Here is a 16456-nt window from a genome sequence, read left to right on the forward strand (position 1 = left end):
CTCTACACCTTTTGCCAGATTTTTATTTTCTTTCCATAATATCTGGCAAGCTCCCTTGCCAGATTTCGTCTGTCAGCTTTGGAATAAATGATGAATCCTCTTTTTGGGTCACTGATGATTTTCGTTCGGCCACCATCTCTATGGTCAAAAACGATTTCTTTCTGACTGGAGGAAGACGGAACGGTTTCCAGTAATTTAGCAAGGACGATGGGTTTCTTGCCATTTGGACACGCTACTTGAAGTCTGGTGATGAAAGGTTCAATAAAGTCTTTAGAGTGGTGGAAGCCTTTTTTTAAGGAGGGGGGAGAATATTGCCCCCTCATGAGGTCATCACGTGCGCATTTATATTCTTCCGGGTTTCCAATATCTCTCCAATAAGCACTTGTTTTAAAAACATATACTTCCTCATTGTTTGTAAGAAGCTGAGGAATGAAATCCTGACCGAAATCCCTCGCTCCTAAATGAGCATAGCGATCAAGCAGTCGTGGATCTAACATATATACCCCGGTGTTCACCTCATTTCCTACCCACTCTTCCGGCTTTTCAGTAAAATTAACCAATTTACGATTTTCGTCTGTATGACAAATCCCATATTCTTTTGGATTCTCTACTTCTTTTGAGACAACGGTCATTACTGCTCTTTTCTCGTAATGGAATTCAATGACTTTATCTATTGGAATATTCGTGAATGCATCACCACTTAACACCAGGAACGGTTCACGAAGTCTGTGCCTGGCGAGGAAGACCCCTCCTGCTGTTCCAAGGGGGGATTTTTCCTCCAGGTAAGTAGTGTTTACATTGAATCGTTTCCCATCACCAAAATAGTCTTTAATCGTTTCACTTTTGTAACAGGTCGTGATGAGAATATCTTTAATTCCATATGACCTGAGGAGGTTGATGCTGTATTCCAGAATTGGCTTATTCAAAATCGGAACCATCGGCTTTGCAATCGACATTGTATAGGGTCTTAATCGCTTGCCTTCTCCACCTGCCAATATCACAGCCTTCATCTTTTTATGCCTTCTACTATTGATTGAAGAAGCACATCATCGTATACGTGGATGGTTTGTTCAGCGATCCGATCCCAACTAAACATGGATTGAGCCATTTTGAAACCAAGATTCCCTAATTGCTCCGATTTTGAAGGATTTTCAATTAATGAGACCAATTGTCCATAAAGGCTTTGTTCATGATTGGGCTCGAATAATAAGCCGGTTTGTTCATGTTTCACGATTGATTTTAGTCCTCCTGTATTAGACGCAACCACTCCTTTACGGAAAGCCATCGCCTCCAGGGCAACAATGCCGAATGGCTCATAAAGGCTTGGGAAAATAACCGCTAAACAATTTTTCAAATAGTCATTCCGATCCCTATCGGAAATGTATCCGATGAAGGACACACAATCACTCAGGTCTTCATGGGCTACCATTTGACGATAATGCTCTAACATCGGCCCTTTTCCTGCTATGATAAATGAGATGTTGAATCCTTCTCTCTTTAACTGTGAGGCTACCCTTATAATCGTGTCGAACCCTTTCTCATGAACCATGCGCCCGATTGAAAAGAAATACGGGGTGGATGGCCGTTCTATGCTATAAGGAGAAGATTTATCGAGCTTCTCTAATTCCACGCCATTTGGTATCACAGCGACTGGTGCTTCGATAGTAAATAAGCTCTTGATTTCGTCTTTCATATGCTCACTGCATACAATAAGGTGGTCAGATGCACTAATGAGAAGCTGTTCTTCCCGGTGAATCTTGTGTTGTAAATCGGTATATATTCCTTGATTGCGTCCATGCTCAGTAGCATGAATGGTTGTGATGAGAGGAATTGAATAGTACTCTTTCAGCTTCATCGCTGAAGTGGACACAATCCAATCATGGGCATGAATATGAGTGATTCTTTCATCTCTAATCAGATCATGAGCGTAATGAATGAACGCCTGATTTAAATCAAATACCCATTTAAAGAAGTCTTCTTCATATGGATGCAGGGGATGCACACGGTGAATCGTCACACCTTCCATTCTTTCAATAGCCAGTGCATCATTGGCTTTCGTTGTAAGTACATGCACCTGTTTCCCTTTTTTCACAAGATTATTTGCCAGATCATACACATGCCTCGAGAGTCCCCCCACGATATTCGGCGGGTATTCCCATGAGAGGATCAGAACGGAATCCTGTTTCATTGCTTTTTCTTCTACATTACCTGCGAAAAGCTTTTCAAGGATTTCATCAGATGGAAATGGTACGACCCTATTACGATGAAGGAATAAATGTTCATCAACCTTACCTTCCGTTACCATACCTAGTAAGCTGTCAAAATGAATAGTCGTCAAGCCAGTCTCGATATTCGTCCCTTCCAGGCTCGCGATCCATTCCCTCATTAGTTGATGTGCGACCTCTGTCTGTCCAGCAGATGAATAGAGATCGTCAAGTTTCTCTTCCATACGATGAACGATTCGAATATTCTTCATGGCAGCGTCAGAAAGAATAGGGGTTTGCTTCTCCATCCCAAGATATCCGAAACCTACTCTGGAAAGAGCAGTAGAAGATTCCATCTTCTCCTCTAATGAGTGCATGAACTCCCCTTTTATCAATTCATCGTAGCTTGAATGATCCTCGATGAAAACAACGGAGAGTGAATGAACGTTCTCTTCTGATACTCCAATCCTTCCTTCTGAAACAGGTATTAACTTTAACCCCCTAGGTGTTCTAATGACACCGCTATCCTTCTCTTTTTCACTATGTTCATACGAGTAGTAGGAAATAAATGTGAATTCGATTCCTTGTTTGGTAAGGTATAAGTCAATTCCAGGAACATACGCTGCCCGCGGTAACCAAAACGACTTAGGAATCATTTGGAAATACTGCTTATACAATAATGTACTCATACGCACTTGAGATTCAATCGCCCTCGGTGTCCTGTAATGTGTCAGTGGAAATGAGCTTACAGTCGTAGGAATCACGGTAGCTTTACCTTCTACCACCAGACTCTTATAGGCTTGTACGAAATTCATGTCATAGGTCGACCACTGTGAATAGACCAGCTGCCATTTACTCTTTTCATGCGGCTCTGCTTGCAGAAGGTTGGATTGAATGATCGAGTGAGCTTTCTCCTTAAACTCTTCACTCATAAAAAGTGAGAAGAGGGTAGGGTTCATCACGACTGGTATAGAGGATGCTCCGTTACGCTGCAGAAGATCTAACAATGCACTATTTTCTAGAAGGATAGAAGTGAGTAAATCTTCCCGTTCGTTCCATTGTGAAAAAGCCAGTTCGTTAAATTGTGGATATATCATCACTGCCGAAAGTCCTTTCATGCCTTTTCCTCCTGATTCATAACATAATACGAATAGGTGCTCACATGCTCCACCCATTTCGGTTCTTTAATTAATCCTTGCTCATATTCAAATAACTCTTTCATACTGTGATACTCCTGCTGATGGGACGTTCTTGGGGTGTGGAGTACATTGGAACGGGTGAATGCAACAAAGTCACCGGACGGTAAACGTAATCCAATTTCCATACAATAGCTTCTGTTTTCCTTTAGGCCATTTACAAACCAATCACTCTCCGTATGGGGAACATATGAATCGGAGTATGCGTGATGATTATGTCCGTTAAAGGAAATCGATGTAATATCATATAAACGCAGGACAAATGGTTGAGGGTCAGCATTCATTTTAAAATGGCTCTTCACATGGCGAATCCATTCTTGAGTAATGTTCCAATAGCAATAGATTCTCGATGACGTAGAGAACATGATCGATAATTCAGTGGCTCGCGGGTTTTTCGCATGAAGCTTAGGCATCTTTCTTCCAAAGGAAGCTCTACCTACCCGTTTTTTGGGTATTTCCTGCTCAATCACTTCTACAGGCGCACTCTCATTTACAGTAGTGTTTCCCTGAGCTTTCTGATACTTCACCCATTGATATTGAACTTTCCCAACGGTGGTATTCAGCTCTTTGGCAATTTTCCTGAATGACACTCCTTGTTCTTTTAACCGAATGATTTCTGTGATCAAAACAATTCCTCCTAAAGAGTAACCAAATATTATATAAATTCAATCTAAAAATTATGACAATTATCTATAATTTCATCGTAACACCCTATTCAAAAACCTACAATAAACGCATTTTGTCGTATCTTGTTATACGTGGAGATAGTGGGGTTTATCATGCATTTTTTTTGCAAATCATTATGCTGAAATGATATTAAAGCGATTACATTATCGGAACGACAAGATTCTTTCATAATTGCCCAGTGACATTCGACAAAATATTGGTTCTTTCCACAAATTTATCCTTCCACCTTATAGAGATAAGCCATTATCTATGCTATAACTAAAGGAGAATAATACTGCATGGGGTGATATAGTGGATTTACTATTCATTGGATTAGTAAGCTTCTCTATCCTATTACTAGTCATTTCGTTTTTCCAACGGGATCGGTATCGTGATATTGAAAAAGACATAGAAGAATTGTCAATGAATGTTCTTCAAGAGCATTATCAATTAAAGAAGAGAATACGGGTACTGGAAGAAGAGTTGATGGTGAATGGCGATGCTCCTATACAAAGAACAGCACCTGTAAGGAAACCCATTCATGAGGTTGTGAAAAATCAAGTCATTGCACTGTATCAACAAGGGATACCTGTCGAACAAATCGCAAAGCAATCTGCACTTTCTAAATCTGAAGTTCAGCAACTTATTTCGAAGCTTCAACACTAAATTCATTGAGTAAAATACTCAACTACTCAATAGAATGCACAGAAAAAGCTGTCCTTGTGCGGGACAGCTTTTTTCTGATAGTGTCTATTCATTCAAGTCGTAACGACGACCTTTCACTAAATAGAATACACCTTCTGCAATGTTTGTTGAATGATCCGCAGCTCTTTCAAGATAACGGCAGATGAATGAGAGCTGAGTGATCTGAGCCGTAAATTCAGGCTTTTCTTTATTGAGAGTCAGAAGCTCTACAATCGTTTCACCATATAAGTCATCCACCTTATCATCCATATCAGCGATTCTCTTTGCTTTCGCCACATCTTCTTCGACAAATGACTCTAATGTAAGCTGAATCATTTCGGATGTGATGGCATGCATTTCTTTAATATGATGAATCGGTTTAATCAGAGGTTCATTACCAATACGGATCGTTGATTTCGCTACGTTCACAGCGAAATCTGCGATTCTTTCCAAGTCTGACGCAATTTTGATGGCAACGATGATTCTTCTTAAATCAGTTGCCACTGGTTGTTGCTTAGCTATAGTCAGAATGGCTAAATCATTGATCTCCTCTTCCAGATCATCGGCTTTTTGGTCGCCTTCGATAATAGCAAGCGCCGTATCAACATCCTTCTCTTCTAACGCCACAATACTTCTCTCAAGTGCAATCTTTGCAATATTGCCCAAATCCATTAGTTTGGTTTGTAACTCTTTCAAATTCGCATCAAATTGTCCTCTTACTGCCATGATTATACCCCTTCCTCTTTCAACACTTAAGCTTCTCAATAGTAGGAATTAAACACCCGGTGATATTTATCCTTCTTCTAATGTGAATTAACCGAAACGGCCTGAGATATAGTCTTCTGTTCGCTTATCAGATGGAGTAGAGAAGATTTTATCTGTTTTGTCAAATTCAACTACTTCCCCATTCAGGAAGAAGGCTGTGCGGTCAGAAATACGTGCAGCCTGTTGCATATTATGAGTTACAATAATAATACTGTATTCTGTTTTTAACTCTTGAACCAGTTCTTCAATCTTTAATGTAGAAATCGGATCCAGAGCAGATGTGGGTTCATCCATCAAAATGACGTCCGGCTCAATAGCAAGACATCTTGCTATACAGATACGCTGCTGTTGTCCACCCGATAGACCATATGCATTTTGATTCAGGCGATCTTTCACTTCATCCCAAATCGCTGCACCGCGTAAGCTTTTTTCAACAATTTCATCCAGGATTTTTTTGTTTTTGATTCCGTGAATGCGTGGTCCATATGCAATGTTGTCGTAAATCGATTTCGGAAATGGATTTGGCTTTTGGAATACCATTCCTACTTTTGTACGTAATTCCTCAACGCGGTATTTACTGTCAAAAATGTTGCGATCACGATAGATGATATCTCCAGAAGTTTTTACGCTTGGAATCAATTCGATCATTCGGTTCAATGTTTTAATATACGTTGACTTACCACAACCTGAAGGTCCAATAATTGCCGTAACTTCATTTTCCATGATATCCAGGTCGATATTCTTTAACGCATGATTCGTACCGTACCATAAGTTCAATTGTTTCGTTTGGTATACCGCTTCTTTTGTTTCTTTATGATCAACCATGTTACTTTCTTTTGCTTTAATCGTTTGCATTTCGAAAGCCTCCTTCATCCAATAAAAAACATAATAAATTATTAATATCTCTTCTGAAACTTATTACGAATTAACACTGCAATCGAGTTCATTATTAATAGTAGTCCCAATAGGATGATGATTCCTGCAGCTGCCACATCATGGAAATCCGCTTGTGGTCGTCTTGTCCAATCGTAAATTTGCATTGGAAGTGCTGTGAATGTATCCAAAATGGAACCTGGTGTAAAGAGTAATATCGTTGGTACACCGATAACAACCAGGGGCGCTGTTTCTCCGATTGCACGGGAAAACGCTAAAATGCTTCCTGTCAATATTCCGGGTATTGCGGCTGGTAAAACGACTCTGGTAATTGTCTGCCACTTTGTAGCACCCATACCATAGGATGCGTCCCTTAACTCTCTTGGTACTGAACGAATCGCTTCCTGTGCCGCAACAATGATAACAGGCAGAATGAGCAAACTCATTGTCAAACCGGCTGCCAGTACACTTTGCCCAAGGGCAAAGGCCCGGGCAAAGATCGTTAAACCTAATAGACCAAATACAACGGAAGGAACACCTGCAAGGTTTGAAATATTTACTTTGATAAATTTATTGATTTTGTTTTGTTTCGCATATTCTTCTAAATAAATCGCCGTCCCCACTGCTAATATGAACGAAACGATAACAACAACGAACATCAGCCAGATCGTTCCCATAAAGGCGGCATAAATCCCTGCTTTTTCAGGGAACCTCGATCCCACATTTTGTAAAAATTGCAGATCCAAGTATCCAATTCCTTGAGTGAATACCCGATATAATAATACACTTAACACGACTAAGCCAAATAAAGTTGCCAGTAAGAAAAGCCCTTTAAAGATGCTATTCACCATTAGTCTGGATGACATCTTTTTCAAGACGTTTTCCTGATTGATATACTTCATGATTAATACTCCTCTCTGAATCGCTTAGAGATGTATTGAGCAAGCAGGTTCATACCTAATGTGAATAAGAATAGTGTGAAACCTACTGCATAAATACTATAGTAAATCGTCGTTCCATATCCTGCATCTCCTGTACTTACCTGAACGATGTAGGCTGTCATCGTTTGGATGGAATCAGTAACATCCCAAGAAAGATTTGGAGAAGCACCTGCAGCAACCGTTACAATCATGGTTTCTCCAATTGCACGGGAGATGGCAAGAACAATCGATGCAACGATGCCTGATACAGCAGCAGGCAAAACAACCTTAAGTGCCACTTCTAATTTGGTTGCCCCTAATGCCTGTGCACCTTCACGTATGGAATTCGGAACAGACGACATCGCGTCTTCAGATAGAGAAGCAATCATGGGAATAATCATGATCCCAACTACAATTCCAGGACTCAATGCATTAAATATACTTAACTCAGGTATAAATGACTTCAATAAAGGAGTAACAAATGTTAGAGCAAAGAACCCAAATACAATCGTTGGAATCCCCGCTAACACTTCTAATATCGGTTTGATGAACCGTCTTGAACGATCCGTTGCGTACTCACTCAAATAAATGGCGGAAGCAAGTCCTATCGGTACTGCTACCACTACAGCTATTCCGGTAATCTTCAATGTTCCCGAGATTAAAGGAATGATTCCGTAACTTGGATTCTGAATGGAAAAAGGAAACCATTCTGTTCCTGTTATGAACTCAAATACCGATACTCTTGAAAAGAATGTAAATGTTTCAAAGATAAGAGTAAATACGATACCTATGGTTGTTAATACTGAAACCCCGGCTAATGCAAACAAGATCCATGGTATAGACTTTTCCACAGAACGATTTAAGCCTTTACCACTTTTTTGTGCAATCATCTCTGAAACAGAGTATGAAGATCCTTTTGAATTTGTAGCCATATAATGTAAACCCCTTTCATCCACATGACAAGATGAGAAGCAAGTATTAGTCGCTTCTCATCTGTTTTTTTGACTTAACAACGATACTTGATTATTTCAGACCCTCTAAAGCATCTGTAGCTTCCTTGATTTTTTCTTCTGGAAGACTTACATAGCCAACTGCTTCTGCCATTTCAGCAGAGTTATCAAGGGTGAATTTCATGAAATCATATACAGCTTCATTATCTTTAACAGAAGCGTTTTTAGCATATACGAACAATGGACGTGATAGTGGAGTGTATTCCCCGCTCTCGATTGTTTCATTATTCGGCTCAACTCCGCCGATTTTTACTGCTTTAAGTTCTTCCTTATTTGCAAGGTAATAAGCATAACCGAAGAATCCGATCCCGTTTTTATCACCCGTTACACCTTGTACAAGAACGTTATCATCTTCAGAAAGCTGAATGTTTTGTTTCACCATATCTTTTTCTTCTAAAACTACTTCATTGAAATAATCATATGTTCCTGAGTCAGTACCAGGAGAGTAGAATTTAACTTCTTCATCTGGCCATTCCGGATTGATATCAGACCATTTCTTAGTCTTTCCATCTTCAATCCAAAGCTTTTGAAGATCTTCGACTGTTATGTCTTCTGCCCAGTCGTTTTCTTTGTTAACTACGATTGTAAGACCATCTTTTGCAACTTCGAATTCAGTGAAATCAATACCAGCTTCTTCTAGCTTTTGCTTTTCTTCGTCTTTGATTGGACGGGAAGCGTTTGAAAGATCCGTTTCACCTGCGATAAATTTTTCAAATCCACCACCAGAACCGGAAACACCGATAGATACTTTTACATCAGGTTGTGTAGCTGCATATTCTTCGTTAACAGCTTCCATGATTGGAGCTACTGTTGATGAACCATCCATTTTTACGCTACCGGATAGTTGTTCACCTGAACCACCATTTTCTGCTCCACCTTGAGCACCACATGCACCCAATACAAGAGCTGATCCGATCATTGCTGACATTGCCAGATACTTAAAGCTTTTCATTCCTAAATTCCCCCTAAGAAACTTGGTTGTTTTGTCCTACGAGTAATAGATTAATAGATGAGTGTTAATGCGGTTTTAACCATTTGTAAAGGTTTTGTAAATTCGACATTTTTCTTCATCTTCAGACCCTTTCAATAACCTGAAAAACCCCGTCAAACCCCCATTAAACATAGTATTAGACAAGGATTTGTAAATTATGTAGTTCCCAGATGAATATATCAAATATTTATTTCGACTTTATCTTGATTTTCGTTTTCATTATAGAAATGTTCTATTGATTTTGAGTAAAAAGACTTAAAAATCATAAAAAAAAGCTGATTCCCAGAAAGTTATTTCGTGGAAAACAGCTTACGTTTGCTTAGTTATTCTGTTCTCTTTCCTCTTGCATTTGTTCCTCTGCCTCTTCAGCGTTTTCTACCTTCTTGTTAACTGAAGTGGGATCTTTCTCATCTTCTACTCGTTTCTTCTTTAGTTCAAAGTACTTATCCATCACTCGTTTAGAAATGTATTTATTGACGTAAGGATCGGCTACTCCGCTTGCTTGGATATGAGAAGCAGGAACCATTGTGGCATACGCCACTTCAGGGTTATCAAATGGGGCGTACCCGATAAGAGTCGTGTTGTAGTTCAGATCTCCATCCACATACGTCTCAGCGGTACCCGACTTACCTGCCGCATTATACGGTGCATTCTTAAATTGATCATACGCCGTACCATCAGGGGAGTGGTACACCCTGTAGAAACCTTTTTGAACATGCTCGATTTGAGCTTGTGTCGCATCGATTCGATTCAGCACATTCGTCTCTTTTTCAAACAGGATTGGTCCCAGGCTTTCCTGATCATTTGTCGGCTCTCTAATTTCTTTCATGATATGTGGTTGCACACGATAACCATCATTGGCAATCGTAGAGATGTACTGAGCTAATTGCATCGTTGTATACGTATCGAACTGACCAATTACTAAATCAAGTAAGAAACCAGGAGTGGTGTCATTACCAGTCAGTCCAGAAGACTCACCAGGTAAGTCGATTCCAGTCGGCACACCTAATCCGAATTGTGCGTAATGGTTCCGAAAGATGTCAAAGGCTTCTGGATTATTCACAATCGGCTCATTCGGTACATACTGACCTCCGGCTACTTTAAGGGCAACCTTCCACATATATGAATTAGAAGACTTCTCCAGAGCAAACAAGTCTGACATGGGAATTCGTTGGTATCTATTGAACCATGAAGATTTGGGCTTTGTCCCTTTTATTTTTAATGGTTCATCGATCAACACTTCTCCCGGTTTTAAATCCCCGGTCATGTATCCTGTTAAAACAGTGGCCCCTTTAACAACCGATCCAACTTCATAAGAAGACGTAAAGGTTCCTAACGCAGCATCCCTCATCTCATATTTTCCTGTTTCAGAGTTTTTCACATACTGTTTTCCGGCCATGGCCAATATCTCCCCAGTATTAGGGTCGATCATGACCACGTAAGCCCGATCCAGGTTAGGAGATTCACCGCGATTCACAATCTGTTTTTGTAATTCTTCTTCTATAATCTTTTCGACTTCACGTTGAAGCTCCATATCGATTGTCAGAACAATATCTTTTCCCCGTTGACCTTCTTGAACGAGTACAGATTCCAACACGCTACCGCCTTTGGTGACGTTTTTGATTTGTTCCTTTTGACCTTGCAGGACATCTTCATATTCTAATTCAACGTAACTCTTCCCAACTCGATCATTCCGGTTGTAGTCTTTCGCTAAATAGGAATCAACCAGGTTCTTGGGCAAACCTTCCCTTGAGGAAGAAACGTTCCCAAGAATCGTCCTCAACGTATCATCAAATACGTACGATCGCTTCCAGTCTGTAGTGGTATTGATGCCGGGAAGTTCACTGAGGTGTTCACTGACGACTGCAAATTCTTCCGGGGTGACCCCTTCGTTCTTCACAACTTGCGGATTTAATGCATATCCGCTGGAGAATTCACGATAAATCGCAATGATTTCTAAATCTTTTTCAGTCAGTGATGCTAACTCGTCTTCTGTGATTCGATCTAGTCTCATTTGGTACACTTTCGCGTTTACATCGTCTTCAGATAGATCTTCATTGCCTTGAAGCTTTTTAATTTCCGCTTCTGACACCTTTTTGTCTGCTTGTTCTTTATTATTTAATAACCAATAATCTTTCTTGTCTCTTTCTGTCACTTCTTTGGTGTCTTTTTCAATGTACTCAGAAAGCTTGGCAGCAACCTCCATCATCTCTTCGATCTTTGTGTTGTTTGCACGTGTATACGTAATCGCATTTAACGGTACATTATCGACGATCACATTACCATAACGGTCATACATTTTCCCTCGTGGCACACCTGTATTGACGACAACATCCTCTGTTCTTTCTACTTCCTTCTTGTAGCTTTCTCCGTTCACTATTTGAACGAGTCCCAGTCTAAGAACCAGAAGAGAGAATAATAAGAACACGGCAAAGAACAGCAGATTCATCCGAACGGGAACATGCGTCTTTCTTTTTCTCTTATTTCTTTTCAATCTTTCCAACCCTTCCTCTATGTAAAAATATCTTTATATCGTTACCATCCCTTCTTATTTTATAGAAAAATACAAGGATAATCTAGACATAAGCAAAGAGAGGAAATCTTTCCCTCTCTTTGCTTAAATATCCTAAATGGGTAAGTCCACTTTTCGCACGAAGAAATATATGAGGGTATGACCCGCTCCGAGCATTAATAGGAGGATTGGGATACTCTCTTCATGGTTAAAAAATGTGACGGCAATGATGAAAGCCAGGACTGACACAATTCTTCCTGAATTCAAGAAAATCTCCCTCACGACAATATACTCGATTCTCATTTCAGCGGCGTTCCATCCCGTTCCGATTACATCATATGTCATTGAAATATAAGGTACCAGAAGGATGGGGTATGCAATGGCAATCATCCCGGCATAGAGCAATAACTTCGTGTAAGTGACATCAAAAACAATCAAGAATATTGCCAGGTAGAGAAGGATTCCACCTAATAAAATGGCCTTTTTTCGAAACTTTTTTTTAATCACCCGCGATGCAATGTAATAGCCTACGAATGCGATCCCTGAGTTTATGAGTCCGAATGTACCGATGGCAAACTCACTTCCTGTGCTGATGAACACAAACACAGAAATAATGAAGATAAACGTTCCTTCTCTTAAACCCTGGAAGAAGTGGGCGTTCGTAATGAAGCGCCAGTTAGCATTGTTTTTCCTTTCTTCCAGTATTCTGAGGAATAGGTACCGCCCCGATGCAGGTCGCCTTTTTAGAAAGAAGCTCAAAAGCACGGCTACAGCAAATAACAGGAGAGATAAACCAAATACAATGGTATAGCCCTTATACGAAGCAAACCTGGAGATGATATAACCTGCGAGAATTGGTCCGATCATTCCTCCAGCTGATGTTAACGTACCGAGAAAACCATTGAAGAAATCTCTCGTTTCAGGTTCCGTAATTTCAAAGGTCAGTACATTAAACGCTAACCAATAGAAGCCGTAGCCGATACCGAGCAACGCTCCTAACACAACCAGGTAATTTTCGGCCGACTCCCCGAAAGCCAGTACAGATATGTAAAATAGAGCCAAAAAAATAACCCCGAAGCGTAATACAATTACCCGGTCTACTTTCTTTGCCCATCTTCCAGCTAATATAAAAGTTAATGGCTGAAAGATGACAACGGTTAAATTATAGATGCCTAAATCAATAAATTCACCTGATTGCTTCCACAAGTAGATGTTTACAAATGTGTTTGAGAGCGCAATACTCAAAGAATATAATCCGCCAATCAACAGCAGCAGAGTAAGGTCTCTCGTTAAATCAATATCGCCTAATAACTTTTTATAGCTACTCATTTGAAAAACTCCCCTTTAACGTACCCCTATCTTGTGAAAAAGGGAGGGAAGTTATACAAAAAAAAGAGAGGTTCTTGAAAGAACCTCTCTCCTCGTACGATTAAATTATTTAGCAGCTGAATAACGCTTCGCTACTTCATCCCAGTTTACAACGTTCCAAAACGCACCGATGTAGTCAGGGCGACGGTTTTGATAATTCAGGTAGTATGCATGCTCCCAAACGTCAAGACCTAAAACAGGAGTTTTACCTTCCATTAGTGGGCTATCTTGGTTTGGTGTGCTTGTTACTTCTAATTCACCGTTGTTTACCACTAGCCAAGCCCAACCTGAGCCAAAGCGGGTAGCAGCAGCGTTAGCAAATTCTTCTTTAAATGAATCGAAGCTACCGAACTTGGAAGAGATGGCATCTGCAAGCTCTCCAGATGGAGCGCCTCCACCATTCGGAGATAATACTGTCCAGAATAGAGAGTGATTAGCGTGGCCGCCACCATTGTTGCGTACTGCAGTACGAGCACCTTCAGGAACAGCGTCTAAGTTAGAAACAAGATCTTCAATGGATTTGCTTAGTAAATCATCGTGACCTTGAAGTGCATCATTTACTTTCGTTACATATGCGTTATGGTGTTTCGTGTGGTGAATGTTCATTGTTTCCTTGTCGATATGAGGTTCTAATGCATCATATGCGTAAGGTAATTGCGGTAATTCGTAAGCCATTATAAATTCCTCCCTATGTATAGTTTCCTGAACAATGAATTCAGGCCGTTTCAGTATAAGATTACCAAAACTACTATATCTGTTCAAATATTTTGCCTTCTATTTCTCACTTTTCTCATACAAGAATAAAATTCCCTATATTTTCATTACTAGTCATAAGAATATATTTCCCCTTCAAATAACAAAAAAGAAATATACAGCCATGACAATCTGGATGATTCCTTTTGTCACTACACTGGAGATGAATCCAACGACGGATCCAACACCCACTTTTACGGCGGTCTTTAGATTGGATCTATGCACGACCCATTCACCTATGATCGCACCTATAAACGGGCCGATCAGAATCCCGATGACAGGAATGACAAAAGGGCCGACAAGCAAACCGATCGTACTTCCCCAGATTCCGGCTTTCGTGCCGCCAAATTTCTTTACCCCTATAAGGTTCGCCATGTAATCAGCTCCGAAAAGGAGAATCACAAACAATACCTGCACAGTCCAGAATAACCAGCTAAAGGGTTCAAAGCTGAAAAACACGCCATATAAAATAAAGCTTCCAATCAGAAAGACGACACTCGGCAAGATCGGATATATTAAACCCACAAAGGATAAAATCATGAATACGATGATAATCGTCCAATAAATAAATTCCATCTTTTAACACCTCCTAAAGTATAAAAAAAATGACCCATTTGACAAATTTCAAATGAGCCAGCACTTGTATTATTCTACACCCAATACTGCTTCAGCGATATTGACAGCATGATCACCGATACGTTCTAGGTTACTGACGATATCAACAAACACGATTCCTGCTTGTCCAGAGCATTTTCCTTCGTTCATACGAAGAATATGCTGTTTGCGAAGCTTTCTTTCCATCTTATCGATCTGATCTTCTTTTTCAGCTACTTCCCTTGCAATCTCAGTATCGTTCAAGTCTAAAGATTTCAACGCTTTTTCCACTGTTTCAATTGTTAGATTAAACATTACTTCAAGGTCGTTCATTGCATCATCCGTAATCTTAACCTTGTTGGTCTGTTGGTATTCAATCAGTTCAACAATATTCTCAAAATGATCTCCTACACGTTCGATGTCGCGTACGGTATCCATTAAGATTGAATGTCTTTCTGATTCATTCTCTGATAACGAAGCTGAAGAGAGGTCCACTAAATAATTCGTAATTTTCTTATCGAGGTTGTTAATAGCACCTTCGATTTGGTAGGCTGTTTCTGCATTTTTTGAACTTTTCGTTCTTAAAAATTCATTTGTCTCTTCTAATCCTTTAATTGCAAACTGCCCCATACGAAGAACCTCTTCTTTGGCTTGTCCTATTGCAATAGAAGGAGATTGTTCAATAAACATTGGATCTAAGTGCTTAGAGTTATAATCCACTATTGAATCCTTACCAGGAATTAGTTTTGTTACTATAACCGCTAAGATCGCAATGAACGGGAATTGAATAATCGTGTTTGTTACATTGAATGTCCCGTGAGCAAACGCAATCGTCATTGGTTCATTTAAGTTTAACTGAGCTTGAAGAAATAAAACGAATTTCTCAAACACAGGTAATATGATTAAGAAAAGGGTTGTACCGATTAAATTAAATAACACATGGACCGCTGCTGTTCTTCTTGCTGCAACAGATGCGCCCAAGGCAGCCAACACTGCAGTAATGGTTGTACCTATATTATCACCGAACAATACAGGTAAAGCTGCATTGATATCAATCAGATCTGAAGCATAGAGTTCCTGAAGGATACCAATTGTGGCAGATGAACTTTGAACAATAACAGTAAATAGAGTTCCAATTACTACACCAAGAATAGGGTTTGAACTCATGCTAACCGTTAAATCATGAAAAGCTTCTAGAGAACGTAAAGGTTTCATTCCCCCACCCATTAATTCCAATCCATAGAATAATGCACCGAAACCAAAAATCATTTGTCCAAAATTGTGTACTTTTTTATTCTTAAAGAAGAATAACATAATGGTTCCTACTGCAATGATTGGTAATGCATATTCACCAATATCGATTCCAATAATAAATGCGGTTACTGTAGTACCAATGTTGGCACCCATTATAACCCCGATAGCTTGCTTTAGGGTCATAAAACCTGCGCTTACCAGACCTACAACAATAACCGTCGTACCACTACTTGTTTGCAGCAGGACTGTTACAAAAATACCAGCAAGTACACCCATAAACGGGTTGGTCGTGAACTTGTCAAGAATCTCTTTCAAACGTTCACCAGCTGTTTTTTGAAGTCCGTCCCCCATATACTTTATACCAAAGAGGAAAATCCCGAGTCCTCCAAAAAACTGAAACAACATCTCTTGCCAATTTAATTCCATTTTTTCAACCCCTACTTAAATTTTCGACATTAAACAACAAAAACCCCATATCATTTTTAATATATTATAGAGCAAAGGTAAATACTTTTTACTCTAAATTTACAATAGGTTAATAAAACTCGCTTTTTATTACAAATTCGTTACAGAATATAATCATTCTAAATTGATTATATTCTCTATACTTGATGCAAAAGAAAGACAAGCATAAAATAGAAAGGGTATGCACGAAAGGAGAAAGAG

Annotated in this window: 14 protein-coding genes; 1 reads left to right on the forward strand and 13 read right to left on the reverse strand. The window is 39.7% G+C overall.

The features are described from left to right. Window positions 1–2 precede the first annotated feature (2 nt). Genes FZC88_RS16730 through FZC88_RS16740 form a run of 3 tightly spaced genes read right to left on the reverse strand, consistent with a single transcriptional unit; the run spans window position 3 to window position 4026 of the window. A complete protein-coding gene (locus tag FZC88_RS16730) occupies window positions 3–1010 on the reverse strand; it encodes a nucleotidyltransferase family protein (protein WP_148995725.1) in 1008 nt (335 codons plus the stop codon). Beyond that, window positions 1007–3322, reverse strand: a complete 2316-nt coding sequence (locus FZC88_RS16735) for a glycosyltransferase (protein ID WP_187443670.1) — start codon at window positions 3320–3322, stop codon at window positions 1007–1009. The genes FZC88_RS16730 and FZC88_RS16735 overlap by 4 nt, the downstream gene beginning before the upstream one ends. Continuing rightward, window positions 3319–4026, reverse strand: coding sequence for a DUF4912 domain-containing protein (locus tag FZC88_RS16740; protein WP_148995727.1), 708 nt, complete (start codon window positions 4024–4026; stop codon window positions 3319–3321). Before FZC88_RS16740 ends, FZC88_RS16735 begins: the two co-directional genes overlap by 4 nt. 352 nt (window positions 4027–4378) lie before the next feature. Here FZC88_RS16740 and FZC88_RS16745 point away from each other — a divergent pair, with 352 nt between their 5' ends. Beyond that, complete coding sequence (locus tag FZC88_RS16745) at window positions 4379–4732, forward strand: helix-turn-helix domain-containing protein (RefSeq protein ID WP_262371895.1); 354 nt, start codon at window positions 4379–4381, stop codon at window positions 4730–4732. 84 nt (window positions 4733–4816) lie between these two features. Here FZC88_RS16745 and phoU read toward each other — a convergent pair whose 3' ends face one another. The 10 genes from phoU to FZC88_RS16795 all read right to left on the reverse strand — a co-directional run bounded on the left by phoU (window position 4817) and on the right by FZC88_RS16795 (window position 16216). Beyond that, window positions 4817–5476 carry a phosphate signaling complex protein PhoU gene (gene phoU / locus FZC88_RS16750; RefSeq protein WP_187443284.1) on the reverse strand — a complete coding sequence of 220 codons (660 nt, stop codon included), beginning with the start codon at window positions 5474–5476 and terminating at the stop codon, window positions 4817–4819. An 87-nt stretch (window positions 5477–5563) separates the two neighbouring features. Beyond that, complete coding sequence (pstB, locus tag FZC88_RS16755; protein ID WP_148995728.1) at window positions 5564–6370, reverse strand: phosphate ABC transporter ATP-binding protein PstB; 807 nt, start codon at window positions 6368–6370, stop codon at window positions 5564–5566. A gap of 41 nt (window positions 6371–6411) precedes the next feature. After that, a complete protein-coding gene (gene pstA, locus FZC88_RS16760; RefSeq protein ID WP_148995729.1) occupies window positions 6412–7290 on the reverse strand; it encodes a phosphate ABC transporter permease PstA in 879 nt (292 codons plus the stop codon). 2 nt (window positions 7291–7292) lie between these two features. Further along, window positions 7293–8198: a phosphate ABC transporter permease subunit PstC gene (pstC, locus tag FZC88_RS16765; RefSeq protein ID WP_397541201.1), complete on the reverse strand. Its 906-nt coding sequence runs from the start codon at window positions 8196–8198 to the stop codon at window positions 7293–7295. Window positions 8199–8331: 133 nt separating this feature from the next. Further along, the gene (locus FZC88_RS16770; protein ID WP_148995731.1) at window positions 8332–9270 is read right to left on the reverse strand and encodes a PstS family phosphate ABC transporter substrate-binding protein; all 939 of its coding nucleotides are present in this window, start codon (window positions 9268–9270) and stop codon (window positions 8332–8334) included. Window positions 9271–9628: 358 nt separating this feature from the next. Next, on the reverse strand, window positions 9629–11824 hold the full coding sequence (locus FZC88_RS16775) for a peptidoglycan D,D-transpeptidase FtsI family protein (RefSeq protein ID WP_397541202.1): 2196 nt from the start codon (window positions 11822–11824) through the stop codon (window positions 9629–9631). A 111-nt stretch (window positions 11825–11935) separates the two neighbouring features. Beyond that, complete coding sequence (locus FZC88_RS16780; RefSeq protein ID WP_148995732.1) at window positions 11936–13150, reverse strand: MFS transporter; 1215 nt, start codon at window positions 13148–13150, stop codon at window positions 11936–11938. A gap of 105 nt (window positions 13151–13255) precedes the next feature. Beyond that, on the reverse strand, window positions 13256–13864 hold the full coding sequence (locus FZC88_RS16785) for a superoxide dismutase (RefSeq protein WP_148969687.1): 609 nt from the start codon (window positions 13862–13864) through the stop codon (window positions 13256–13258). A 174-nt stretch (window positions 13865–14038) separates the two neighbouring features. Then, complete coding sequence (locus tag FZC88_RS16790) at window positions 14039–14518, reverse strand: DUF456 domain-containing protein (RefSeq protein WP_148995733.1); 480 nt, start codon at window positions 14516–14518, stop codon at window positions 14039–14041. A gap of 69 nt (window positions 14519–14587) precedes the next feature. Then, entirely contained in the window at window positions 14588–16216 is a 1629-nt protein-coding gene (locus FZC88_RS16795; protein WP_148995734.1) for a Na/Pi cotransporter family protein, read from the reverse strand. Between the last annotated feature and the right edge of the window lie 240 nt (window positions 16217–16456).

Origin of the sequence: Rossellomorea aquimaris (assembly GCF_008180865.1) — a bacterium.
In the GTDB taxonomy this organism is placed as follows: domain Bacteria; phylum Bacillota; class Bacilli; order Bacillales; family Bacillaceae_B; genus Rossellomorea; species Rossellomorea yichunensis.

What these genes read in the sequence shown, in the direction of transcription:
- pstC (WP_397541201.1), bottom strand. Translation starts at nt 8,198, where the DNA reads ATGATTGCACAAAAAAGTGGTAAAGGCTTAAATCGTTCTGTGGAAAAG.
- phoU (WP_187443284.1), bottom strand. Translation starts at nt 5,476, where the DNA reads ATGGCAGTAAGAGGACAATTTGATGCGAATTTGAAAGAGTTACAAACC.
- FZC88_RS16770 (WP_148995731.1), bottom strand. Translation starts at nt 9,270, where the DNA reads ATGAAAAGCTTTAAGTATCTGGCAATGTCAGCAATGATCGGATCAGCT.
- pstA (WP_148995729.1), bottom strand. Translation starts at nt 7,290, where the DNA reads ATGAAGTATATCAATCAGGAAAACGTCTTGAAAAAGATGTCATCCAGA.
- FZC88_RS16785 (WP_148969687.1), bottom strand. Translation starts at nt 13,864, where the DNA reads ATGGCTTACGAATTACCGCAATTACCTTACGCATATGATGCATTAGAA.
- FZC88_RS16730 (WP_148995725.1), bottom strand. Translation starts at nt 1,010, where the DNA reads ATGAAGGCTGTGATATTGGCAGGTGGAGAAGGCAAGCGATTAAGACCC.
- pstB (WP_148995728.1), bottom strand. Translation starts at nt 6,370, where the DNA reads ATGCAAACGATTAAAGCAAAAGAAAGTAACATGGTTGATCATAAAGAA.
- FZC88_RS16795 (WP_148995734.1), bottom strand. Translation starts at nt 16,216, where the DNA reads ATGGAATTAAATTGGCAAGAGATGTTGTTTCAGTTTTTTGGAGGACTC.
- FZC88_RS16735 (WP_187443670.1), bottom strand. Translation starts at nt 3,322, where the DNA reads ATGAAAGGACTTTCGGCAGTGATGATATATCCACAATTTAACGAACTG.
- FZC88_RS16780 (WP_148995732.1), bottom strand. Translation starts at nt 13,150, where the DNA reads ATGAGTAGCTATAAAAAGTTATTAGGCGATATTGATTTAACGAGAGAC.
- FZC88_RS16790 (WP_148995733.1), bottom strand. Translation starts at nt 14,518, where the DNA reads ATGGAATTTATTTATTGGACGATTATCATCGTATTCATGATTTTATCC.